Source organism: Paracoccus sp. R86501 (assembly GCF_042466435.1).
In the GTDB taxonomy this organism is placed as follows: domain Bacteria; phylum Pseudomonadota; class Alphaproteobacteria; order Rhodobacterales; family Rhodobacteraceae; genus Paracoccus.
Genome location: NZ_JAXHPZ010000001.1, coordinates 1,817,060 through 1,840,275 on the forward strand (window position 1 = coordinate 1,817,060; position 23,216 = coordinate 1,840,275).

Consider the following 23,216-nt stretch of genomic DNA (forward strand, 5'->3'; position numbering starts at 1 on the left):
CGGCTGTCGCGGCCGGCCCAGAGCTGCCGCTCGATGCTTGGCTGGCGCTGCCTTGCAGCTTCCCCAAACTGGACGTTCGTGCTTGGCGCAGCGCGATTGTCCAAGAACAGTCTGCTATGCGGGACCTTCCGGTCATTCGCTGCGTTTGCACTGCTCATCCGGGAACACAACCTTAAGCTGGTAGTGAACTGAAGCGTGCTTACCCTAGATGTCGCATCGCAGGTGCGGCGGTCGGATGTAGCGGACATTCACGTTCGACTTACAAACCATCGGATGGCAGCGCTCGGAGCATGCTTGCTGGCAAATATGCTGAGGGTATGAAAGCACGCTCTGAGCAATTGACGGTGATGGCCTTGCTGAGTTTCAATTGACCTGCCGGCCGTTTCCGACCATGACTTGCGGCGATGGTTCCCGGGCGGCCAAGGTCCGACTGGGTGAAAAGGGAACGTGGTGCGGTGTAGCCATCAGGCGCCAAATCCACGACTGCCCCCGCAACTGTAAGCGGTGAGCCGACCCCATGATGCCACTGGCGCCGATGCGCCGGGAAGGCGGGGAAGGCCGCGATCCGCGAGTCAGGAGACCTGCCATCATGACCGAAACGAACCCGGGCGGGGTGTCCCGGAGAAAGACCGCATGCGCCGCAACCCGGCAATGATCGAGCGTAACCGCAAGACGCGGCAGTCCCCGGGCCATGCCCAAGGGTCTTCCGATGCGCCTTCTTCAACCCCGTCCTTCGCATGATGAAGGACGACAATGAACAAACTGACCTTGACCGCGCTTTTTGCAATGGCAGCACCCGCCGCCATCGCCGCGCCGACCGAATACCCCCTGACCATCGATAATTGCGGACATGCGCTGACTTTCCCAGAGCGTCCCGACAACGTCGTCTCGATCGGCCAGGCCACGACGGAGATCCTCTACGCTTTGGGGCAGGCCGACCGCATGGCGGGGACGTCGCTGTGGTTCAATGCGGTGCTGCCGCAATTCGAAAATGTGGACGCCGGCGTCGAACGGATCAGCGACAACATGCCCAGTTTTGAAGGGGTGGTCGCCAAGCGCCCCGGTTTCGTGCCGACCATGTTCGAATGGATGATCGGTGAACAGGGCGCCGTAGGCACGCGCCAGCAATTTGCTGATCTGGGCATTCCGGCTTATGTCATGCCCACCGATTGCGAAGGCAAGGACAACCTCGTGGGCGCGGACGGAACCTGCTTGGCGCCATTCGACATCCAGACCCTATGGGATAGCATCGACCAGATGGCTCAGCTGATGGATGCGCAGGACACCGGCGATGCGTTGATCGCTGACCTCAAGGCCCGCGAGACTGCCGTTGTTGAGCGTGCGGCGGCGATGAACCTACCGGACGCCTCGGCCGCGGTCTGGTTCTCTTCGGCCGATCTTGAGCTTGATCCCTATATGGCCGGGGCCATGGGAATTCCTGCATGGATGCTGGAGAGGTTGGGCCTGCGCAACGTCGTCACTTCGGACGAGGAATGGCCGACCGTGGGGTGGGAGACCATCGCCCGCGCAGACCCGTCCGTCATCGTGATCGCACGTATGGACCGTCGCCGCTTTTCGGCCGACGACGTCGAGGAAAAGCTTCGCTTCCTGAAGTCCGACCCCGTGACCAGTCAGATGTCCGCCGTCAAGGAAGACCGCATCGTCATCCTTGACGCGGAGGCGATGCACTCCAGCATCCGTCTGATCGACGGGCTCGAGGTGCTGGCCGAGGGCATGGACGGGCTGTCCCGGTGAGCGGCCATGTCGACGTGGCCGCGATCCGGCGGCCACGGGCACCGGGGTGGGTCTGGGCGGCGGCGCTGATCGTGGCGGCGCCGCTCATCGGCGCGGCCTTGGGTGAGACACCGATCCCCAATGCGACGGTCTGGCAGGCGCTGGCCAACCAGCTTTTCGGTGCCGGCTATCCGGTGGACCCCATCGACCAGGGGATCATCTGGTCCTACCGGCTGCCGCGCGCGTTGGTTGCGGGGGCCTGCGGGGCGGGTCTGGCGATCTCTGGGCTTGTCCTGCAGACATTGCTGCGCAACGCCTTGGCCGATCCCTACCTGCTGGGCATCTCGGCCGGAGCCTCGACAGGCGCAGTGCTGGTCGCCGTGGCCGGGCTGGGCGCGGCCTTTCTGCCAATGTCGGCAGGTGCCCTGCTGGGCGCGCTGGCCGCATTCGCGCTGGTCGTAGGGCTGGCGCGGTTGTCGGGCGGTGGACCGAGCGCACGCGGAGCGGCGCAGATCGTTCTGGCCGGTATTGCAGGATCACAGCTGTTCAACGCGTTGACCAGCTTCATCATCGCCCGCTCGGCCAGTGCCGAGCAGGCGCGGGGCATCATGTTCTGGTTGCTGGGCAACCTGTCGGGCGTCCGATGGGACGATGTCTGGCTGGCAATCACCGCGGTGCTGGTCGCCGTGGGCGCAGCGCTGTGGCACACCCGGGCGCTCGACGCCTTCACCTTCGGCACGGAGTCCGCGGCCTCGCTCGGCGTGCCGGTGCGGCGGGTGCAGGGCGTCCTGATCCTTGCGACGGCGACTGCGACGGCGGTTCTGGTCTCGATCACCGGGGCTATCGGCTTTGTGGGGCTGGTGGTGCCGCATGCGGCGCGGTTCCTTGTCGGAAGCAGGCACGCGCGTCTGGTGCCAGTCTCGGCGCTGATCGGGATGGTCTTCCTGATCGCCGCCGACGTGATTGCGCGCATGCTGGTTCCAGGCCAGACCCTGCCCATCGGCGTAGTGACGGCGCTTGTCGGCGCACCGGCCTTCGCCATCATCCTGATCCGAGCGAGGTCCGTGCCATGACGCTGGAGGCCCAAGACCTATGCCGCTGCCTTCGCGGCCGCGATCTGCTGCGCGGCATCAGCCTGACGGTCGCGCCCGGCGAGGTGCTGGGTCTCATCGGCCCCAACGGCTCGGGCAAGTCCACCCTTCTGCGTCTTTTGGTAGGACTGGTGAGGCCGGACCGGGGTCGCATTCTGCTGGACGGTCAGCCGATGGCGGCGATGCCGCAACGACAGATTGCAAAACAGATCGCGCTGGTCGCACAAAGCGCCGAGACTTCGGATCGCATCAGCGTCCGCGATGCGGTCGCCCTTGGCCGCACGCCATGGCTTGACGCGCTGAGCCCGTGGTCGGCCCAGGATGACGCCCATGTCGCCCATGCCCTGCGGCGTGTCGATCTGGGCCATCTGGCTGATCGAGACTGGTCCACGCTGTCGGGAGGCGAGCGTCAGCGGGCCCACATCGCCCGCGCTCTGGCACAGGACCCGCGGATCCTGCTGCTGGACGAGCCGACCAACCATCTCGACATCCGCCACCAGCTGACGATCCTTGATCTGGTCGCCAGCCTCGGCGTTTCGGTCGTGATCGCGCTGCACGATCTGAACCAGGCGATGCGCTGCGACCGGCTGGCCGTGCTGCAGGATGGCCGGCTGCAGGCGCTCGGGCCGCCGGCAGATGTTCTTGACCCCGCGCTTCTGCAGCGCGTCTTCGGGGTCCGCGCCAGCGCCCTTGTAGATGCGCAGGACGGAAGCCGCGTCATGCGCTTCCTCCCTTCCTGATGACACGGAGTGATACCATGCGAACCACCTTCTTCACCGCCACGCTTCTGGCACTACTTCCCGGCATCGCACTATCCGAGACCTACGAGGTCAAAATGCTGAACCGGGGCGAGACCGGCAGCATGGTCTACGAGCCTGACTTCCTTGCATTGCAGCCCGGCGACACGATCCGCTTCATCGCCACGCATCCCAGCCATAACGCGGTCAGCATCCCAGAGATTTGGCCCGAGGCCGCGCCGCAGGTGAAGGGGCAGATCAACAAGGAGATCGAGGTACCCTTCGAAGCGCTTGGCATCTACGGTATCAAATGCAGCCCGCACTATACCATGGGCATGGTGATGCTGGTCCAAGTGGGCGATGGCGATCTGGACGAGTCCATCATAGCAACTTCGCTGCCGGACATGGTGCAGGAGCGACTGACGGACATCGTGGAAAGAAATCGCGGTAGTTGAGCTTTTTAATTAGCAGGACGAACGGCGGCTTCTGCATGAGATGCGTAGGCCGTTTCTGGTGCGGTGCAACCTCTGCGTTTGCTGCATCCGCGAATGGAATGGCTTGCCGCAGTGTGAACCAATGTCGCTCATGGGCTCTTCACGTCAACCGACCGCCCCTTGGTTGAGGCACGGGGGCCCGGCGGCCTCAAATCGGCACACTCGGCCCATTGCTACTACTCGACCCTGGCACAAGATACTGCGGTGCGGCCCGTCATTGCTGCCATTCATACAGCATGCAGCCTTTTTCCGTCGTGCTGCAGCAGCGCAGACAAACAAGCCCCTAAGCCGCACTAACTGACGATGCATAGTTGTTCTGGATGCGGTATCAGATCGACCCGAGGTAATACCCGATGGCCTCCGCCAATTCCGTCTCCTCATAGCCAAAATGAGAACGTATGACTTCTTCAAGTTTTTGGTAAGTGGTCGCGGCATCGACGAAGTTCGCCTCGCACGGATCTTCCATCAGCGCGTCCGCAGCGCTACCAAGGCGTATGATCAACTCGTGGACCACCTCGTGCTCTGACAGCAGTTTAGCAACGACCTCTCGAAACATGCCTCCCCCTGCCGCCTCGATCCGGGGGAACATATCGGATCCTTCTATGTCGTGATGGAATTTGAGCACTTGGCACTCGCGCCCACAGAGATTTCCGAACGCCCGCAAATTCTCCGCCATATCGAGTGAAAGTATGATCTGCCTCAGGTTCTCGGGAGGAGCGTCTCCCGCCTCTATCCGAGCCAAAACCGCTGCAATCTGGGCCATCTCAATCAGATAATGACGGTGGATGGCCGCCAGCTGTTGACCTTGGCGGCGGTGCATGTCTGTCGCTGCCGGAACCCTCGGTGCTATGGGCCGCGAGAACTCGTCAAGTGTCAGGTCGTTCAGTGAATGTGTTGAAAGGTCCATCATGCTTGGCATGAAAGCCTCTGCCTGTGCCAAGTCAAGAGCGTCGATCCAACGACGCAGGCATTGGTCTTTCCGATACAATCTGAATTAACCCTGTGTTGCCGTTCGCCCGACAACATCGTCGCCGCAATGCGCACGTAAAAGCTGCCATTGCCTTCAAGTGTTCAATGTTTTTGGCGTCGAGACTGGGACAGCTAAACATAGCTCCACGTTGACGGGTTCACAGCAAAAATAGTCGGCTCCACAGAGCATGTCCGTGCTCGGTTTACGGCAGAAATTTATAACCAGACCAACCGGACGCGCTCTCTCTCGATGAACGTTCCGGGGGCAACCTTGCCCCGCGCGGCCGAGAATGCATCGGTGGACTTCACATGAACAAAATGGAAGCCGACATTGCGATTAAGGCGCGCGCGAGAGAGTAGCCAGATTATGCCGATTTGCGGGCGACGGTCCGGTTGCCGGCATAGATCAGCCCCAGTGCTCCCAGCAGCAAAGCGATGGCTCCGGCACGGCTCGCGTCGATCGCCATGACCTCGTTCCCCAGCCAGCCGAAATGGTCGATGACGATGCTCATGGACAGTTGCCCCGCGATCACTGCGACGGTTGCCGCAGCAATCCCCAGCAGAGGCACCGCGACGACCATTACCACGATGTAGACGACTCCAAAGAAGGCCCCCGTCAGCTGCCATCTTGGCGCATCGAGAAGCGTGGCGGTCTGGGCCGGCTCGACGAAGAGGACCAGCCCGAGGCACAGGACCGCCCCCACGAAGAAGGTGAGCCAGGCAGTGGGCACCAGCCCGGCCTCGGACCCGAGGCGACCGTTGACCGAGGATTGCACGGCAAGCGCGACCCCTCCGGCGAGTGCGGCGAGAACGACGAGCATCATAAAATGTCTGCCTTCAAGTTCATGAGGACGAGGGCGGCGGCGATCAGGCCGAGCGCCCCCATGCGATAGAAATCAATGCGTCGCCCAGCACTGCCGAGCCAGCCGAAGTGGTCGATCAGGAGCGAACCGCCAATCTGGCCGGCGAGCACCGCGACCATTGTCGTGCCGACCCCGATCACCGGCGTGGCCAGCGTCAGGGCCACCACATAGATGGGGCCCATTACGCCGCCGGTCAGCTGCCACCGGGGCTGGCGAAAGACGCGGCCGAGATCCACGCCCGGCACGAAGATTAGCGCGAGGGTCAGGATCAGCGTCCCCACTAGGAAGATCGACAGGGCGGCAGAATAGTGCCCTACGGTCTCTCCCAAGGGGCCGAGCAGTCCGGCCTCGAAGGCCAGGCCGGTCCCAGCGAGGAAAGTGGCGATAAGAGTAGCGATTTGCTTCATGGGCATTTCCTTGATGCGAAGGCACTGCATATATTAGGGAAGCTAGGGACAACAATTCTGACAAATGACAAATGATAATTGCCGAATGAACAAAGATATCTCGCTTCTGGCCCTGCGGCTTTTTATCGATGTCGCCGCGGCGGGCAGCTTCACGGCCGCCGGCAGGCGACACGATCTTCCCGCCTCGTCGGTGTCCCGCCATATGGCGCGTCTGGAGGGGACGCTCGGTCAGCGCCTGCTCCACCGCTCTACCCGATCGGTCCGACTAAGCGACCAGGGCGCGACCTTCCTCGATGAGGTCACAGCGGTCATCGAGGCGCTCGACCGTGCTACCGACAATCTCCGGGGCGGGCGCTTGGCTCCCCGTGGGCTGCTAAGGGTTAATGCACCCGTGGCCTTCGGCAGGCTCCACGTCGCGCCCTTCCTACATGGGCTACAGGCCGCCCACCCGGAGCTGGAAATCGAACTCGACCTGACGGATGCGCTGGTCGATCCCGTGTCCGACGGCGCTGACGTAGTGCTGCGGATCGGAGAGGCACCCGACAGCGCCATGCTTGCCCGCAAGCTGGCCGATCAGCGGCATCTGGTTCTGGGAGCGCCCGAGTATTTGGCGCGGCGGGGTATCCCGCGCACACCTGAAGATCTCGGTGCGCATGACTGCCTTCAATATCGCTCGCGCCAAGGCACCCAAGCGTGGTGTTTCTCCCGGGGGCCGGGGCCCTTCACGCACCAAACCGTGGGGGGCAACCTGCGCAGCAACGACGCCACCGCGCTAGTCCAAGCCTCGCTAGCGGGCCAAGGGCTTATCCTGTTCCCGACATGGCTCGTTCGAGAGCACCTGCGTGCAGGCCGTCTGTTACCCGTTCTCGAGGATTGGAGAGCGCAGGAAGGGACGGACGCACGGGCCATCCGCTTCCTGTTCCCCGAGGGGCGCATGCGATCAGCCAAGGTCTTGGCTTTCGTCGAGCATCTGATCGACCGCATTGGAACTCCGCCTTACTGGGATCGCGAGATTTAAACTGGAAGTGATCCGCGCAGAACGAAGCGTATGCCAGAACGGGTAGGCCCGCACATGCACCCGCGTGGCCAAGCGCGGCGTGGTCTGAAATCACCTAAACGTCACCGTCTCATAGCCGTTCCCGGCCCAGACCGGACCTTCGCCAGGATCACTGCTGCCGTAGTGCGGCTTCCCCAAACCGGACTTTCACAGGACCACGCAGCATCGTCCAAGATCCAGAAGCTCCGCAGTGCGGGCAATGGGTGAATTCGCTGCGCCAAGCACGAAGGTCCGCTTCAGTTCGGCATGTATTGTGGTAACGTACCAAATGGGTTTGAAGTCGAGGTCGAATGAGAGATTCAGGCTACTACCGATCATCGGGGTTCACTCCCTACTGGTTCGCTCATGTGATCTTCAATGTCGTGCGCCAAGAAAGCGCATTCGCGCGAAATCTTGAAGAACTTTTCGGCGACATGCGGGCATCGAGCCTGTGCAACCCGTTCCCGCGCTTCTCCAACCTTCATGCGTTCATTGAGGACGTCACTACCGACATTCTGCTTGAAGGCATTGGGACAGGACGAGATGAGGACTACCAGATTCTCAAGGACTTCCTGAAACCTGCAGGACTGCCAACAGATACGCTTAAGGTTATCGAAGAGTGGGGGCTGGCCGAGATGTGGGGCGAACCTCTTTGGGTGTCCGCACATGAGAGCCTTGTCGAGGAGGTGTTCCACATCCTCTTTCGGGACGTGGTGCTTCTATCCTGGTTCAACCAGCTTACCTCGAACTAAATCATCAGCTTTGGGGAGTATGCGGACGGAACCGATACACGGTTCACGAAGCGTGGCAGGCTGAAGCGTCAGCATGTCCCTCAGATCATAAAGAACGCAATTTTCCACCGAGATGGAGGTGAATGCCGGTCCTGCAGGCGATCACTGGATCGGATCGTGAACCCCGAGGTAACGGAACGCTACGACCATATCATCCCGCTTGCTGAGGGTGGAGCGAACGACGTGACCAATCTTCAGCTACTTTGCGATGGATGCAACAGCTCAAAATCAAGCCGTTTGGACCCGGTTTCGCCGGACTACTTTCGGGCTTACCCACTTGGCGCCTCAAACTATCTGAGTGACGCCACTCCGCCGCGGCACGGAGTTCTAGCTGCTTCGCAGGAGCACCAGATGCGCAGCGACGCCAGGTATTCAAGTCCCAGACTGGCAGTCGCTCAGCGGCCCTAGCTTCCATTCGAGGGTTGTACCGAGAGACGCGATGCTGTGTTTGCATTGCTGACCGTAGCAGGCGTGGGACTATACGGGCGCAGGCAATTATTTCAGTCGTAGCGTCCCAAGAATTTTCATATAGATGTGCGTAACGAGATAGCCGTCATAACTAATGGTGTCAAATGACAGGGAATATTATCTTGTGGGCGGAGGGCGAAATTTGACAACGGAACAGGTCAGCATTTGCCCAGCATGCGCCAAACATCCCGAAGTTGCAACTTTAGTAGCAAGCGATCTGAAGGAGGGTATCTGCGGCGCGTGTGGGACGCATGGATATGTATTTGATCCAGAAAAGTTCGAACTCCTACGGAACCTCATCAGAGCGCTGATACGGTTTCACTTCAGCGAAGATGATTACAATCCTCACTGGGGTGGCACTTCGATAGACGAGGTCTTGCTTGGTCAAGAGAATCCTATACTCGAAGTTGCTACGTGCGACGATTACCAAGACGACTTAATTCACCGCATCACTTGGGAAGGCGAAATCTACCCAGACTATGATAAGGGGATTTGCTTGTTTGCTGGCGGCGACCAGTTAGGAGGACGGGGTATCCAGTTTTCGATTCCCGAAACACCCAGCTCCGAACTACAAACTATTGCGCAGCGACTTGAGCGTGAGAACTTTCATGCGGTTGAAGCTGCGATGAAAGAGGTCCTCGCTCAAATCAAAGATGACATCGAAGTGACGGTGCAGGCCGGGACGCTTTGGTATCGGGGACGAATTGGTGTCGAAGAGAGGTCAGTCCACGTTGGATGGCGCAGTGTTAATCATGTCGCCACCCCTTATAAAGGGCCTGCCATTAGCGCATTGCCACCGCCGCAGGCGTCTGCCGGTCGGACGAACCGGCAGGGTGTTTCTGTTCTATATGTTGCTTCTGAAGTGGAAACGGCTCTTGCCGAAATTCGGCCGCACCCGAGTCACTTTATCTCGGTCGGCGGATTCCGGCCTCGTAAAGAACTCCGTGTCGCACGCTTCGACGTTGCTATTGGCCCTTTCTCTTCATCGGATGCTCGGCTGGATATCTTTGCACTTATCCATAATATTGATTCACTATTGGGTGCGCCCATAATTCCAGAGGAGCGGCACCGATATTCCATCACACAACTTCTGTCAGATGTCCTGATACGAAATGGCTTCGAGGGTGTAATATACCGTAGCTCGGTAGGAAACGGTATTAACCTCTGTGCCTTTGATCCGGATACCTTTGATTTTGATGAAAGTGCATCTGCAGTGATGAAGGTGGACGATTTGCACTACCAATTTTCGAGCGTTGACACCTCAACGCCATCATAACCTCATTTCTGATCACACGTGCAACCGAAGGAGACCGCGATAGAGTTGAACTCTTGAGGGCACCGTTGACCCATGACATCGCCTCTACTCACAGCCGCCGTTATTGCAAGGTGCAGCGAAAGTCCGGAAACCGCCCTTTGTGACGGCTCAGGCGCCGGCCGTGCTGCGCCGGCGACGAGTGTCTGCTGCTGTGCCGTGAGCCCTTCGGTTCGCCGGGCCGCCGTCAGTGCGCTCCCCGCACTTCTCCTCGGGTCAGGCGTCCGTTAAACTTCGCCGATGCCGAATGGCCGCTTTCGTGTCTCGAGCCCGCTAGTTCGCTGCACTGTCGAAAGGCGGCGACCTGCTTCCCAGCGAATCGTTGTTTATAAGTCGGCTTTGTTCAGATCTTGGTCTTCGTTTGACCGGACAGCATATTCCCTTGATGTCAGGCAGGCGGCATCAATCGGTCGGTTACCACCATACCGATCTTTTATAGCATTCACCGTAGCCCCAAGCTCATGAGGGTCCGCGACAAAGCAAAGCCTTCACTTTAGTCGGCAGCCGACGGTGACCAGAGGCATAGATCTCGACCCCCAAGGAAGTAAGAAACGAATTCCTGGCACACATTGTGAACCGCACTTCCACTGGTCAATAGAATAATCTTCGCGGCACCGCATAATTTAAGAAATGTGGGGTTCAGCCGTCGCTTACGGACTGCCGTCCCAGCCTACGCTACAAAATCGTTCGCACCAAATTTCACTCTTCATGATTTGCCAGCTTATAGCGCGACCAGATGAGTGTCGCCGATATCCGTCAGAGCCACTGAAGCAGGCGGATCGCCGATAATCTTTATTGGGGACGGGGTTTCGCTGGTAGGGCGCAAGTGAACTCGGCCCCTGCGGGCGGGATCAGGGATAGGCACCGCTGACAAAAGACGTTGCGTATAGGGGTGGCGCGGGTTGCCAAATACTTGATCGCGTGTGCCCATTTCGACAATCTGCCCAAGATACATAACTGCCAACCGGTCCACGACATTTTCTACGACGGCCATATCGTGGCTGATGAACAGATAGGAAACACCCGATTCAGCCTTCAGCTCGGCCAACAGTTCGAGCACCTTTGCCTGCACCGAAACGTCCAGCGCCGACACGCTTTCGTCGCAGATGATCAGCCTAGGTCGCAGTGCCAGCGCACGCGCCACGCAAATGCGCTGTCTTTGCCCGCCTGAAAACTCATGGGGATAACGTTCCATCTGGTCTTCCGTCAGGCCGACGCGACGGAACAACTCACGGGTCTGAGCAAGGCGTTCTGCACCTGTCCCGATGCCGTGGATCACTAAAGGTTCAGCCACGGCATCGCCAACCTTCATCCGCGGGTCCAATGCTGCCATCGGATCCTGAAAGACCAACTGGACGTCGCGGCAGATATCCTTGCGCCCCCGAGGCGACAGATCGGACAATAGATTGCCCCCAACCTCGATCTGGCCTTGATGGGGGACAAGACCGGCCAAAGCCTTTGCAACCGTGGATTTGCCGCATCCGCTTTCGCCGACCAAGCCGAAGGTTTCACCGGGCCGAATGTCAAAACTGATATTCTGGACCGCATGCACGCGATGCGTCGGGCGACCCAAAATATTTGCTCCGATGTCGAAATGCACCGTGGCATTCTCCAGACGCGCAACGGGCACCTGCGCTGCCGGAGGCGTCGCAGTGCCCCGCTTGGCGCCATCGCCAAGACGCGGAACCGCGGCCAGGAGGTCACGGGTATAGGGTGCCTTCGGCGTTGCGAAAACCTGCGTGGTGGTGCCCTCTTCCACCATTCGTCCGGCCTGCATGACAACCACACGATCTGCGGTTTCCGCCACGACCCCCATATCATGGGTGATCAGGATGATCGCCATACCGGTTTCGCGCTGCAAATCGCGCAGCAGGTCCAAAACCTCGCGCTGGACAGTTACATCCAGCGCGGTCGTGGGTTCGTCGGCAATCAGCAAGGCCGGCCGCAGCGCCAGCGCCATGGCAATCATCACACGCTGCCGCATCCCCCCCGACAGTTCATGCGGATACTGGCCCATGCGACGGTCAGGTTCCGATATGCGAACCTTGCTCAACGCGGCGACGGCCGCCACACGGGCCTGTTTGCGCGACACATCCTCATGCGAGCGGATTGCTTCGACCAGTTGCGTGCCGATGGTCTGGACCGGATTCAGCGATGTCATCGGTTCCTGAAAGATCATCGCGACCCTGGAACCGCGCAAAGGGCGCATTTGTGCTTCGGACAAGCAGGCCAGATCGGTTCCTTCCAGCAGCATCCGACCGCCGCTGACCGCCACGTTATTGGGCAAAAGCCCCATGAGCGCCAATGAGGTGATGGATTTCCCCGAACCGCTTTCACCGGCAATTGCAAGCGTTTCCCCTGCCCGGAGATCGAAGCCGATATTCGTGACCAAAGGGCGCATCACACCTCGGTCACGGACGGACACCGTCAACCCCTGCACCGACAACAGCGGGGCAGCCTCAGTCTTATCCGCCGATGTCATTCGAAAACCGAACGCGGGAAATAGAACGACACCACCCAATTGGGCATATCGACGATCTCTGATATCCGCAGATCACCGCAGGTCGAAACCAACATATAGGCATCGACCGCCGCCATACCGTGTTGCGCACAAAGCAGATCGACCATCTGTTCCACGGCCTGCCTTGCGCCGGTCATCAGATCGGGGCCGATGCCGGTCGTCACCTCGTATCCTTTGGCATCCAGATGGTGCGTGACGGGACCGGGCGTGGTGAAGCGCGGCATTTTCAGGTTTGCGCCTTTGACCAGATCCAGCGTCAAGGTCACATCCATCGGGCTTTCGATGGCGGTTCCGCAAACCTCTCCGTCGCCTTGGGCGGCGTGGGTATCGCCAACCGAAAACAGCGCGCCCGCGACCTCGACCGGCAGATAGAGCACGGTGCCCTTGGCCAGATCACGGATGTCCAGATTGCCCCCCGTGCGGCGCGGAGGCACGATAGAATGCGCCCCCGGTTCGGCCTGTGCCACCCCGATGGTGCCGGTAAACGGCTTCAGTGCCACCTTGCCGTGTTCGCCCCAAAGAGCAGGTGCCATGGTGTCGGCATCGTATTTCCAGATGGTCAGGGCCGGATCGGTGAATTGATCCGCCAACAGGCCAAATCCCGGAATGTTCGCGGTCCAGCCCCATGCGGTTCCTTCCTGACGGCGCGGAGCGAAATCGCCCAATGTCACCTTCAGCGCATCGCCGGGCTCCGCGCCATCGACATAGATCGGGCCGGACACAGGGTTGATCTTGCCGAAATCCAGCGCCGTGACATCTGCCACGGTGCTTGACGGGCCAAGCTGGCCCGCCGATGAATCCATACAGTTGAACAGGATCGTCGATCCCGGTGCGACCGTTGCGGCAGGGGCAATCGAGTTGTCCCAACCGAAATGGTGCTGCGCGCCGTGGATCGTATAGTCGCAGTGTTTGCACATGGGAATTACTCGGTCACGAAGACATAATCATAGTTGACGGGGATTGAGACCGGATCGACGTAAAGCGCATCTGCGCCCCCCATGCGTTCCGATTTCATGGTGTATCGCTGTTCGTTGAAGACGGGGACCCAAGGTGCCTCGGCCATCACCTGCTGATAGACCTGCGACCACAACTCCAGACGCGCCGGATCGGCGGGGTCAGTAAAGCTGTCGGCATCGGTGGCCATGGCATCAATGCCTTCGTCACAGAATTTGGACCAGTTCCAGCCGCCACCACCCGCGCCCGCACAGCCCAAGATCGGACCGTAGAAGTTCGAGGGATCGGGGAAATCGGCGATCCATGCCATGCCACCGGACCAGATCATCGGAGCCTCGCCTCCGCCGCCAGCCTCGATCACGTTGGCCTGGGCCAGACTGCGGATTTCGACATCGACACCAATCGTCTTCAGGTCCTGCTGGATGGCCTGTGCGATGCGCGGGTTGGGATCGGTGTTCATGACGTAAAGCTGGGTGGTAAATCCGTCTTCCAACCCTGCCTCGGCCAGCTTGGCCTTGGCTGCCTCGACGTCATAGGCAAAGCCGTCGAACCCTTGGCTATATCCGGGCATGGATGGCGGCAGCGGTTGGTTTGCGGCAACTGCGCGACCGTTGATGATCTGGATGATGCGGTCCTTGTTGATCGCCATATTGACGGCTTCGCGGACCGGCAGCTTGTCAAAGGGTTCCTGACCAACATTCAGAGTGATGTATCCGGTGTGCAGCTGACCGCCTTCGACGACACGCGCGGCCTGATCGGGGTCTGCCATCACCTCTTGGAACTTGGCGGGCGGGATACCGTCGCCGGGCACGTCAACCTCGCCCTGTTGCAGACGCAAAAGCGCGACGATGGGCTCCTGCCCCACTTCGAAGGTGATGCCATCCAGATAGGGCACCCCGTCGCGCCAGTATTCGGCGTTCTTTTCGAACACCAGCCGCTGACCGATAGTCCAGTCGCCCAGCTTGAATGCCCCCGTTCCGACTGGATGCTTCCCGAAGTCGGCGCCGAATTCGTCAACAGCTTCTTTTGGCACCACCGAGGCAAAGTTCAGCGCCATAACATGCAGGAAGGTCGCATCGGGGCGCGACAGGGTGATCCGGATGGTTTGCAGATCGACCACCTCGACGCCTGTCAGGTCTTCGGCCTCGCCCGTCGAAATGGCATCGAACCCCTTGATCGATGCAAAGAAACCAGCCCCCGGTGATTGCGTGGCAGGGTTGGTGACCCGATCCAGCGAATATTTGACGTCTTCGGCGGTCATCTCGCGGCCGTTGTGGAAAGTGACGCCCTTGCGAAGGGTAAAGGTGAAGACTGTCCCGTCGTCCGAGACGTCATAGCTTTCGGCCAAACCAGGGCGCAATTCTGTCGTCCCCGGAACATAATCCATCAGACCGTCGAACAGCGATTTGATCATCGACCAGTTCTGCCAATCGTAGCCGATGGCAGGGTCCAGCGTCGCGACGTCGTCCTTGTAGGTGATAGTGATCATACCACCGGACACTGCGGCGGGATCGGCGGTGTATTCCTGCGCCACGGCTGGCAGCGCCAATGCGGCAAGCAACGCGGAAGAGCAAAGCAGTTTTTTCATGTCATGTTTTCCTGCTGGTTTCAGTCGGTCTCACCGCATCTTGATGCGCGGATCTATGAAGGGGGTGGCGATATCCGCCAGCAGGTTGCCCAGCACGATGGCCGTGGCCGATACCATCGTAACCCCCATGATAATCGGAATATCAACGCGCTGGATGGCCTGCCATGCTAGCTGCCCGATGCCCGGCCATCCAAAAACACTTTCGACGACGACCATGCCGCCCATGAAAATGCCGATGTCTATGCCGATCATGGCGATGATCGGAAGAATGGCATTGGGCAGGGCATGGCGGAACAGAATACGCCTGCGGGTCAGGCCCTTGGCGCGGGCGGTGCGGATGTAATCCTGGCGCAGCACCTCGATCATGGATGACCGCATCATGCGCGAATACCAGCCCGACCCCATGATCCCCAAGGTTATCGCCGGCAGCACCAAATGCGCGGCGGTGCCATAGCCGCCGATCGGGAACCACCCCAATTGGACTGCAAAGACATAAAGCAGCAACAGACCGACGACGAACTGCGGGGCGGATACGGCAACAAAGCTAGTGACCATCAGACCCTGATCCAGCGGACGACCGCGCCACAATGCGGCGATCACGCCCAAGGTCAGCCCAATCAGCAATTCGCAAAGAATGCCGCCCGCCATCAGCAACAGCGATGCCGGCAACCGCGATGCGATAAGCGAGGCGACCTCGGTCTTTTGCAGGTAACTGCGGCCCATGTCCCCTTGGATCAATCCGCCTAGATAGCGCCCGTATTGCACCAGCAAGGGTTGATCCAGCCCAAGTTGCTGACGGATGTTTTCGACAGTCTGAGACGTAGCTGACCGTCCGGCGATCTGGCGCACCGGATCGGCAGGCAGCACGTAAAGCAGCATGAAGGTGATGAAGCTGACACCAAGCAGGATCAAAGCCGCCTGTATCACCCGGCGAAGCAGATAGCCGGCCATCAGTCGCGCCCTCTCTGGGTTGGATCCAGAACTTCGCGCAGCGCGTCACCCACGAGGTTGAATGCAAGGGCCAGCAGCAGGATCGCGGCGCCAGGTATAAACACCAGCCAAGGCGCGGCTTGGAAATAGGTCTGGTTCTCGAAGATGATGTTGCCCCAACTTGGGGTCGGCGGTTGCATACCCACACCCAGAAAACTGAGTGTGGCCTCAAGCAGCACGGTGACGCTGATCCCCAGCGTGCCCCAGACAATCAGTGTCGGCACCAGATGCGGCAGGATATGCCTGAACAGGATACGTGATTGCGATGCCCCCAGAGTGCGTTCGGCGGCGATGAATTCACGTTCGGCCAAGCTGGTGGTTTCGGTATAGACGACGCGCGCCGTTTGGACCCAGTTCACCAAGGCGATAACCATTGCCACGATCCAAAGCGATGGCTGAAATATCGCCGCCAGGCAGATCGCCAGCAACAACGCGGGGAAGGCCATCATCAGATCGGTGAAGCGCATCAGGATCGCCCCGACCCAACCGCGCAGAAAACCTGCCGTCAGCCCTACCAATGTGCCGATCATCAGCGCAGCACCATTGGCCACCACTCCGATGATCAAGGATGTCCGGGCACCGTAGAGCATCCGGCTGAACAGATCGCGCCCCAACAGATCGGTGCCCATCAGGAACTGTGCATTCGGTGGCATGGGGGCACCTTGCAGGGTCAGCCCCTCGAACAGCTGTTCATCGGGGCTGTATCTGACAATCCACGGCGCCAGCATGGCGCTGCCGACCACCACGACGATGATGACCAACCCGAAGACGGCCATCTTGCGCCGCAGCAAACGCCGCACAAGGCCAGCGACCGCCGGCGGGGCCTGGGGGATATGGGTGCTATCGGCCATTTTCCGGCTCCTGCGTGTGGGGGGCGGCATCGGCCACGATACGTTCGGCAGCCTCTTCGAAGCTGACGCGCCAGGCCATCGCCATGGCACGCAGCTGGTTATAGGCGGCATCTTCGGATTTCCCGCGTGCAGCCAGCATTGTCACCGCACGCACGACGGTCTGGCGCTGCCCCAGACGGCGGCGCAGGCTTTCGATGCTATCGGCCATTTCGGCTCGTGCATCAAATGTCGCGCGCGCGATCAACAGTGCCGAATAGACACCGCCTGTTCCGACAGGTTTTAATATCTGAGCGTCGGCACCGAAGTTCATCAGCCATTCGATCCGGCCCGGCGCCTCGGATCCGACCAGCGCAATGGCTGGCATAGGTGCTCGACCGATTTCCCAGGGAAACTGATCGTCATGGGCGGTATCGACATCCAGAAAAAGGTAATCAGCCTGCCGTGCGGAAACCGGAAGCTCCGGCCAGCAACATTCCACCTGCAGACCGATTGCGTTCAATTGCCGGGTCAGCGCGGCGACCGTCGGATGCGGCCTATGCAGGATCACCGCAGTCGCTCCGCCAAGATCGGGAATTTGCAGGCGGCGGGTCATGTCACAACCCGCAGGATAGGCTGCGCGGCCTCGCGGGGTTGGGTCAGATAGGGATCTCCATTCATCGGATCCAGTCTTCGCAAGGGCTGAAATACGCCATCCCGGATCTGGGCGATCACTACGGGCAGGCGGGTGTGATGTGTCAGGGGGCTGATGCCCATCCCTTGCGCCACCGGACTGGCCAGAAGTTCGGGCAGAGGCAGCCTTTCGGCGCCGGAGCGATGGGACAGCAATCGTGCCAGCATCATGACGGAACAATGGGCGACAGCCTCGAGTGACGATCCGAAATCAGGGCCGCTTTTTTGGTTTCGCGATAGTCGGGGCATGCCACGGAACCAAGGGCCTGCAGCAATGACACCTTCTGCGGCGGGTCCGATGGCGGGCAGTTCGCATTCGGTCAGGTTGCAGGAAAGGACCGGGCAATGACCGTCAGCAAAGAAGGGGTCGCGCGCCCGCAGCTTGGTCATTTCTGCCAGAAAAGCGTATTGAGAAGGTCCGATCAGCTGGTTCAGAACGAAATCGGGGCGCAGTTCGGCGATCTCTTCGACCATCCGCATCACATCGGTTGACCCCAACGGCAAGTAGCGTTCGCCCAGAACCATGCCCCCTGCCCTTGCGCCGATCTCTCGGGCCAGACGGTTCATTTCCCAGCCCCAGATATAGTTCGATCCGGTCAGATAGGCCCGGGTGCCATATTGGGAAAAAGCGTAATCCAGCAGAGGCACCAGATGCTGGTTCGGGCAGGCATGGGTATAGACGATGCGGTCGGACGTCTCGAAGCCTTCGTGCGGAACGGGATACCACAGCGCGCCGTCCATCCGTTCCAGCGACGGAATGATCTCCTTCCTGCTCCATGATGTCGTGCAGCCGATGATATGCCGGGCATCGCTGTGGCGCAGGATGTCCTCACATAGTGGAGCATAGGCATCCACGTTTCCTTCGGGATCACGTTCGACGGGTCGGAACACGAAGTCATGGACAGGATCGGCGTTGACCTGTTCGACAGCCTTCAGCGCACCGTCGCGGCTGGCCCGGCCCAGAAGGCTATAGGTTCCCGTGCTGGAAAACAGGATTCCAAGATCGATCTGACGCTTCAAAACCGCTCCTCAAAACGAAAAAAGCCCCGCAATCCCAATACACCTGTCGGTGCAAATCGGGATCGCGAGGCTTGATTGCCGGCTATGTTCGCCTCAAGCATCGGACGGCGCCGCATCTTCTGTCAAGAAAAAGGCTGGCAACGCACAACCAAGGCTATTTTCCTGCCTAGATTTACGGCAGACTTCGACGATCAGACCCCCTGCACAAAGATCATTGCCAAACCTGCGAACAATCCGGCGGCAGTATAGACCGGGTTTCGCAGACCGATCAGTGCATAGGACATGACAACGCACCCGCCACCGACCAATCCGGCTGAAAGCAGTGCCGAAACAGGCGCATCGGTCAGCCGGATCAGATCCGGACGCGCGATCATGCCCAAGGGGATCAGATAGAGGCCGATGCCCAAGGACATCGCGGTGAACGCCACCCGCAACCAATTCTCCTGCGCCATGCCAGCTGCAATGAAGACCGCGCCGCAAACCGGCGGCGTGATGGTCGACAGCAGCGCAAACCAGAAAACGAACAGATGCGCCTGCAGCGGCTCCAACCCGAGGGCGGTCAGGGCGGGTCCGGCAACGGATACGCAGATGACATAGGCAGCGGTGGTCGGAACTTCCATGCCCAGCACAAGGCATGCAAGACCGGTCAACAGCAACGACGGCCACAGTCGTCCATCCGACGCCGAGAGGATCAGCGACGTGATCTTGACCCCCAACCCCGTCATCGCCAGCACACCGGTGATAATCGAGGCGCAGAGGATGATCGCCGCAATCAGCGAAACCTGCCGGGCAGAGTTGATGACTGCAGCCTCGACCCGTCGGGCGGCGCGCAACAGGTCAAATCGCAGATCCGCGCCGGTCAACAGCAGGAATGCTCCCGAAACGATGGCAAGCGCCGCGGCATATTGCGGCGTGTAACCGGCCCAGAACATCGCCCCCAGAAGCACCGTGAAAGGCACCATGAAAAAGGCGGAAGTGACCAACACTTCCGATGCTGACGGCTGTTGATCGGCGGGCAGTCCCCGCAGGTCGTAGCGTCGCGCATAGGCATCGATCCCGAACCACACGACAACAAAGTAAAGCAGCGCCGGCAGGATCGCGGCAGCGATGATCTGGGTATAGGGCGTGCCCGTCAGCTCGACCATGACAAAGGCGCCCGCCCCCATCAGCGGTGGCATGATCTGCCCACCCGATGATGCCACGGCCTCGACGGCCCCGGCAATGCGGCGCGGGTATCCCAGCCGGATCATTGCAGGGATCGTCACCGCCCCCGTCGAGGCGACATTTGCCGATGCCGACCCTGAAATCGATCCGAACAAGGCCGACGCGATGACCGAGACCTTGCCCGCGCCACCGCGCAGACGGCCCGCTGCGGCGGACGCAAGGTTCATGAACCCCTGCCCTGCTTCCCCTGCGTTCAGGACCGCGCCGAAAATCACGAAGATTGCCACGACACCGACCGAAACACCGGTCAGCTGACCGAAAATTCCGCCCTCGGCCAAGGTCATCGTGCCTATCAGACTGGCTGCCGGAAGCGGCGCATGTCCGAACTCGCCGGGGATATATTGCCCGAATGCAGCATAGAGAAGGGCAATCGCCGCGACGGTGGGCAGAGGCCAGCCAATCGCACGGCGCGCAGCCTCAAGGACCGCCAACAGCAGAACCGCCCCCACAGCATATTGGAAGCCGCTTTCGACGAAGCCGTATTGATCAGCCAGCGTTTCGGCGTTCCATGCCACCCAGACCGAGGCAGCAATCGCCAGCACCGCCAGAACGCCACCGAAGATCATTTCCAGGCGTGTATTGCGCTCATCCGTAAAGATGAAAATCCACGGCAGGATCAGCGCAACATGCAGGGGACGCGCGACGAGGTTCGGCACAAGGCCGGAAAAGATCAGCCCCAGATGGAAGGCGACAAGCAAAATCGCGGCGGACAGTAGAACTGTCCGCCGCGCCTTGGAGACGACAATTTGCTTCATTCCGCGACAGCCACGCCCGCTTCTTCGTAATAACGCGCGGCACCCGGATGCAGTGCGGACAGCGCCGCAACCTGATCAGGCGTCACGCCCTTCCACCAGGGCGCGTTGCCGGCCATCTTTTCGCGTTGCATCCAGAACGCCTTGGTCAGCTGATATGCCGTGTCATCGTCCATCGCCGTCGTCGTAAAAGCCACCACCGGCAAGCCTGTGGTCGTGATATCACCCGCCTGCCCCGGATAGACATCCGCAGGAATGACAACCCTTGCCTGACCCGTTTGCGCGATCTGGTCGTCGGTCATCGACAAAAGGCGCACCGGCTGACTGGCCGCCGCTTCGATAACGTTGGGGGCAGGAAAGCTGCCTGCGGTGACAAAACCGTCGATCTGTCCGTTTTTCAGCGCATCGACCGCATTCGACAGTTCAGCATCGGCGATGGTGACCTTGTCCGTCATACCGAACAGGTCCAGATATTTCTCACCTTCGGTCGCGCCAAAGCTGCCTTTGCCCAAGAGGATATTTTGCCCTTCCAGCGCATCGAGGGAGGTCGCCCCTTCGGCGCCAGCAAGGACGAAATGCATGGTCAGCGACGGGATGGGAAACAGCGACCGGACTTCGCTGAACTGCGGGCTGCTTTTACCGTCGAAGGGGCCGCTGCCCTCTTGCGATGCCTGAACCAGCGAAGGTGGCGCAGTGAAGATATAATCGGCGCCGCGGGCACGAACCTCCATGACGTTCTGGACCGAACCCTGGCTCTCCTCGACCGTCATGACCAGTTCGCCATTCGAGGCGGCCTTCACACCCTCGGCCAGTTCGACCGCCATCTGATAGTAGGAGGTGCCGGTTTTGGCCGATTTGTAGGTCAGCCGCGTCTCCGCCTGCGCTGCTCCCGCCGCCATCACAGCGGCCATTACGAACGCCGCCTCAGTCCAGCTTTTCATGTCTCATCCCCAATATTTTTCGAAGGGTCATGAACGAGGAGTAGCAGGCAACTGTCAAGGTAACCTGTCATCACCTTGATTCGGCCAAATGCTCAACATGTATTGCCGGTCGTAGGATTCAGGCTGAAGATTTGCTTCTGGGCATGCTCCTCGAAAACATCGATCGCAGAACGGTCGGTCCTGATCTTCGGGCCTTTTCATGCTCCGAAAGCACGCCTGATCAATGACCAACTTGCTTAGTCTGACATGGGCGACCAACGCGCGTTCGCACGGGTCACCGGCGCCTGCACGCAAAAAGCTCGCGAACTCTCTGCGGTATCAAACTGCTCGACTGCGCCGCCTTTTCGCAAAGCGACTTATGCGCGGATCATTGCAGACCACGAATAATAAAGAACACCAAGAAAAAGCATGACACTTGCACGTTCTGCAGATCTGACGTCTGATGGTTCAAACGGATTGAGGACGCCATGACCCATAGCCCGCTGTATCGGACGCGCATCCTGCTGACGCTAGGCAGTCTCTGTCTTGCCTTGCCGGTGACCCTGCACGCGCAGGACTATCCCCATGCCAACGAACCCATCGGCACCGTCGAGGATGTCTATAACGGTCAACTGACCCCCGATCTGGCGGTCAGCACCTTCCGCAACATTGACCGCCTGTTCCCGACCCGGACCATTCCGGCTTCCGACAGTCCCAAAGCGCTGACTGATGCGCCGGTCGATCTGCCGGGGATGGTCAGCTATAAGGTCGATGACGCGACCTATGACCTTTACGACTTCCTGTCGCTGGACAACGTTGCCGGGATGATCGTCCTGAAAGACGGAGAGGTCGTCTACGAGACTTATCAGCGGGGCAACACGCCCGACACGCGCTGGATGTCGATGTCGGTGGCCAAATCCATCACCTCGACCCTGGTTGGTGCCGCGATTGTCGATGGCCATATCAACGGGCTGGAAGACATGGTCACCGACTATGTGCCGGCGCTGGCCGGCAGCGCCTATGACGGGGTCAGCATCCGCGATATCCTTCTGATGGCCTCGGGCGTGGAATGGAACGAGACATATACCGACCCGGGGTCCGACCGTCGCGATCTGCTGCGCGCGCAGATCGAACAGCGCCCCGGCTCTGCCATGGAGGTGATGGCCGCCCTGCCCCGCGCCTATGATCCCGGCACGCATCATACCTACTCCACCGGCGAGACGCAGGTTCTGGGCGAGGTTGTCCACGGCGCCGTCGGCATGCCACTGGCGGACTATCTTGCGGAAAAGATCTGGCAGCCCTACGGGATGGAGGCAGACGCGAACTGGTGGCTGGACAGCCCTGATGGAATTGAGATCGGCGGCAGCGGCCTGTCCGCCACCCTACGTGATTTCGCCCGCTTCGGGCAGTTTTTCCTGGAGGGCGGTGAAATCGACGGCAACCCCATCCTGCCCGACGGATGGACGGAAACCGTCGGTCAGCCGCAGAAGCTGAAAAGCGGCGAGACGATCGAGTATGGCTATATGTGGTGGCCCGGCTGGACCGAACCATCCATCGCCGATGGTGCCTTCGCCGCAATCGGCATTCAGGGGCAGAACATCTATATCAACCCCGAGCGGAACATCGTGATCGCCACCCACATGGCGCAACCCAAGCCCGTAGGACGCGAACCGGTCGATCCGCTGGTTGTATTCGACGCCATTTCGGCCGCGCTGGACTGATCACCTAAGGGATAAACTTCGTGAACAGGCCTTCATGGGGCGCCTGTGAATTGGTTGTTCTTTGTTCATACCAATCAGTAGCAGATGGGCTGAATGCATTAGGC

Annotated in this window: 21 protein-coding genes and 1 riboswitch; of the genes, 9 read left to right on the plus strand and 12 right to left on the minus strand. The window is 60.1% G+C overall.

The features are described from left to right. Positions 1-388: 388 nt before the first annotated feature. Positions 389-604: riboswitch (cobalamin riboswitch) on the plus strand. A 149-nt stretch (positions 605-753) separates the two neighbouring features. From SJY40_RS08780 to SJY40_RS08795, 4 genes are read left to right on the plus strand one after another with little or no spacing between them, the layout of a single operon-like run. Next, on the plus strand, positions 754-1,755 hold the full coding sequence (locus SJY40_RS08780) for an ABC transporter substrate-binding protein (RefSeq protein ID WP_378945161.1): 1,002 nt from the start codon (positions 754-756) through the stop codon (positions 1,753-1,755). Beyond that, the gene (locus SJY40_RS08785) at positions 1,752-2,807 is read left to right on the plus strand and encodes a FecCD family ABC transporter permease (RefSeq protein ID WP_378945164.1); all 1,056 of its coding nucleotides are present in this window, start codon (positions 1,752-1,754) and stop codon (positions 2,805-2,807) included. The genes SJY40_RS08780 and SJY40_RS08785 overlap by 4 nt, the downstream gene beginning before the upstream one ends. Continuing rightward, the gene (locus tag SJY40_RS08790) at positions 2,804-3,565 is read left to right on the plus strand and encodes an ABC transporter ATP-binding protein (protein ID WP_378945167.1); all 762 of its coding nucleotides are present in this window, start codon (positions 2,804-2,806) and stop codon (positions 3,563-3,565) included. Before SJY40_RS08785 ends, SJY40_RS08790 begins: the two co-directional genes overlap by 4 nt. 17 nt (positions 3,566-3,582) lie before the next feature. After that, complete coding sequence (locus SJY40_RS08795) at positions 3,583-4,017, plus strand: pseudoazurin (RefSeq protein WP_378945170.1); 435 nt, start codon at positions 3,583-3,585, stop codon at positions 4,015-4,017. A 367-nt stretch (positions 4,018-4,384) separates the two neighbouring features. On the opposite strand, the gene SJY40_RS08800 is transcribed toward SJY40_RS08795, so the two are convergent. From SJY40_RS08800 to SJY40_RS08810, 3 genes are all read right to left on the minus strand, one after another. Beyond that, on the minus strand, positions 4,385-4,966 hold the full coding sequence (locus SJY40_RS08800) for a hemerythrin domain-containing protein (protein WP_378945173.1): 582 nt from the start codon (positions 4,964-4,966) through the stop codon (positions 4,385-4,387). Positions 4,967-5,390: 424 nt separating this feature from the next. Further along, complete coding sequence (locus tag SJY40_RS08805) at positions 5,391-5,849, minus strand: DMT family transporter (protein WP_378945176.1); 459 nt, start codon at positions 5,847-5,849, stop codon at positions 5,391-5,393. Next, entirely contained in the window at positions 5,846-6,295 is a 450-nt protein-coding gene (locus SJY40_RS08810; protein ID WP_378945179.1) for a DMT family transporter, read from the minus strand. The genes SJY40_RS08805 and SJY40_RS08810 overlap by 4 nt, the downstream gene beginning before the upstream one ends. A gap of 85 nt (positions 6,296-6,380) precedes the next feature. Here SJY40_RS08810 and SJY40_RS08815 point away from each other — a divergent pair, with 85 nt between their 5' ends. The 4 genes from SJY40_RS08815 (at position 6,381) to SJY40_RS08830 (ending at position 9,866) form a co-directional block, all read left to right on the plus strand. After that, positions 6,381-7,313: a LysR family transcriptional regulator gene (locus SJY40_RS08815; protein ID WP_378945182.1), complete on the plus strand. Its 933-nt coding sequence runs from the start codon at positions 6,381-6,383 to the stop codon at positions 7,311-7,313. 386 nt (positions 7,314-7,699) lie between these two features. Further along, the gene (locus SJY40_RS08820; protein ID WP_378945185.1) at positions 7,700-8,083 is read left to right on the plus strand and encodes a hypothetical protein; all 384 of its coding nucleotides are present in this window, start codon (positions 7,700-7,702) and stop codon (positions 8,081-8,083) included. Positions 8,084-8,182: 99 nt separating this feature from the next. Then, positions 8,183-8,530 (plus strand): HNH endonuclease, encoded by a 348-nt coding sequence (locus SJY40_RS08825; protein ID WP_378948333.1) that lies wholly within the window; start codon positions 8,183-8,185, stop codon positions 8,528-8,530. A gap of 202 nt (positions 8,531-8,732) precedes the next feature. Beyond that, on the plus strand, positions 8,733-9,866 hold the full coding sequence (locus SJY40_RS08830) for an RES family NAD+ phosphorylase (RefSeq protein ID WP_378945187.1): 1,134 nt from the start codon (positions 8,733-8,735) through the stop codon (positions 9,864-9,866). A 757-nt stretch (positions 9,867-10,623) separates the two neighbouring features. On the opposite strand, the gene SJY40_RS08835 is transcribed toward SJY40_RS08830, so the two are convergent. The 9 genes from SJY40_RS08835 to SJY40_RS08875 form a co-directional block, all read right to left on the minus strand. Beyond that, on the minus strand, positions 10,624-12,384 hold the full coding sequence (locus tag SJY40_RS08835) for an ABC transporter ATP-binding protein (protein WP_378945190.1): 1,761 nt from the start codon (positions 12,382-12,384) through the stop codon (positions 10,624-10,626). After that, complete coding sequence (locus SJY40_RS08840; RefSeq protein ID WP_378945193.1) at positions 12,381-13,340, minus strand: acetamidase/formamidase family protein; 960 nt, start codon at positions 13,338-13,340, stop codon at positions 12,381-12,383. Before SJY40_RS08840 ends, SJY40_RS08835 begins: the two co-directional genes overlap by 4 nt. 5 nt (positions 13,341-13,345) lie before the next feature. Further along, a complete protein-coding gene (locus SJY40_RS08845) occupies positions 13,346-14,965 on the minus strand; it encodes an ABC transporter substrate-binding protein (protein WP_378945196.1) in 1,620 nt (539 codons plus the stop codon). A 30-nt stretch (positions 14,966-14,995) separates the two neighbouring features. Further along, complete coding sequence (locus SJY40_RS08850; protein WP_378945198.1) at positions 14,996-15,916, minus strand: ABC transporter permease; 921 nt, start codon at positions 15,914-15,916, stop codon at positions 14,996-14,998. Then, positions 15,916-16,806 carry an ABC transporter permease gene (locus SJY40_RS08855; RefSeq protein ID WP_378945201.1) on the minus strand — a complete coding sequence of 297 codons (891 nt, stop codon included), beginning with the start codon at positions 16,804-16,806 and terminating at the stop codon, positions 15,916-15,918. Before SJY40_RS08855 ends, SJY40_RS08850 begins: the two co-directional genes overlap by 1 nt. Next, positions 16,796-17,398, minus strand: coding sequence for an ANTAR domain-containing response regulator (locus SJY40_RS08860; protein WP_378945204.1), 603 nt, complete (start codon positions 17,396-17,398; stop codon positions 16,796-16,798). The genes SJY40_RS08855 and SJY40_RS08860 overlap by 11 nt, the downstream gene beginning before the upstream one ends. Then, positions 17,395-18,495 (minus strand): transporter substrate-binding protein, encoded by a 1,101-nt coding sequence (locus SJY40_RS08865; protein ID WP_378945207.1) that lies wholly within the window; start codon positions 18,493-18,495, stop codon positions 17,395-17,397. Before SJY40_RS08865 ends, SJY40_RS08860 begins: the two co-directional genes overlap by 4 nt. 191 nt (positions 18,496-18,686) lie before the next feature. Beyond that, positions 18,687-20,474, minus strand: coding sequence for a TRAP transporter permease (locus SJY40_RS08870; RefSeq protein ID WP_378945210.1), 1,788 nt, complete (start codon positions 20,472-20,474; stop codon positions 18,687-18,689). After that, positions 20,471-21,412: a TAXI family TRAP transporter solute-binding subunit gene (locus SJY40_RS08875; protein WP_378945212.1), complete on the minus strand. Its 942-nt coding sequence runs from the start codon at positions 21,410-21,412 to the stop codon at positions 20,471-20,473. The genes SJY40_RS08870 and SJY40_RS08875 overlap by 4 nt, the downstream gene beginning before the upstream one ends. A gap of 467 nt (positions 21,413-21,879) precedes the next feature. Here SJY40_RS08875 and SJY40_RS08880 point away from each other — a divergent pair, with 467 nt between their 5' ends. Continuing rightward, complete coding sequence (locus SJY40_RS08880) at positions 21,880-23,112, plus strand: serine hydrolase domain-containing protein (protein WP_378945214.1); 1,233 nt, start codon at positions 21,880-21,882, stop codon at positions 23,110-23,112. Positions 23,113-23,216: the final 104 nt, after the last annotated feature.

Coding starts and splice junctions, on each gene's coding strand:
- SJY40_RS08780 (WP_378945161.1), top strand. CDS start 754: ATGAACAAACTGACCTTGACCGCGCTTTTTGCAATGGCAGCACCCGCC.
- SJY40_RS08790 (WP_378945167.1), top strand. CDS start 2,804: ATGACGCTGGAGGCCCAAGACCTATGCCGCTGCCTTCGCGGCCGCGAT.
- SJY40_RS08795 (WP_378945170.1), top strand. CDS start 3,583: ATGCGAACCACCTTCTTCACCGCCACGCTTCTGGCACTACTTCCCGGC.
- SJY40_RS08800 (WP_378945173.1), bottom strand. CDS start 4,966: ATGATGGACCTTTCAACACATTCACTGAACGACCTGACACTTGACGAG.
- SJY40_RS08805 (WP_378945176.1), bottom strand. CDS start 5,849: ATGATGCTCGTCGTTCTCGCCGCACTCGCCGGAGGGGTCGCGCTTGCC.
- SJY40_RS08810 (WP_378945179.1), bottom strand. CDS start 6,295: ATGAAGCAAATCGCTACTCTTATCGCCACTTTCCTCGCTGGGACCGGC.
- SJY40_RS08815 (WP_378945182.1), top strand. CDS start 6,381: ATGAACAAAGATATCTCGCTTCTGGCCCTGCGGCTTTTTATCGATGTC.
- SJY40_RS08835 (WP_378945190.1), bottom strand. CDS start 12,384: ATGACATCGGCGGATAAGACTGAGGCTGCCCCGCTGTTGTCGGTGCAG.
- SJY40_RS08840 (WP_378945193.1), bottom strand. CDS start 13,340: ATGTGCAAACACTGCGACTATACGATCCACGGCGCGCAGCACCATTTC.
- SJY40_RS08845 (WP_378945196.1), bottom strand. CDS start 14,965: ATGAAAAAACTGCTTTGCTCTTCCGCGTTGCTTGCCGCATTGGCGCTG.
- SJY40_RS08850 (WP_378945198.1), bottom strand. CDS start 15,916: ATGGCCGGCTATCTGCTTCGCCGGGTGATACAGGCGGCTTTGATCCTG.
- SJY40_RS08855 (WP_378945201.1), bottom strand. CDS start 16,806: ATGGCCGATAGCACCCATATCCCCCAGGCCCCGCCGGCGGTCGCTGGC.
- SJY40_RS08860 (WP_378945204.1), bottom strand. CDS start 17,398: ATGACCCGCCGCCTGCAAATTCCCGATCTTGGCGGAGCGACTGCGGTG.
- SJY40_RS08870 (WP_378945210.1), bottom strand. CDS start 20,474: ATGAAGCAAATTGTCGTCTCCAAGGCGCGGCGGACAGTTCTACTGTCC.
- SJY40_RS08875 (WP_378945212.1), bottom strand. CDS start 21,412: ATGAAAAGCTGGACTGAGGCGGCGTTCGTAATGGCCGCTGTGATGGCG.
- SJY40_RS08880 (WP_378945214.1), top strand. CDS start 21,880: ATGACCCATAGCCCGCTGTATCGGACGCGCATCCTGCTGACGCTAGGC.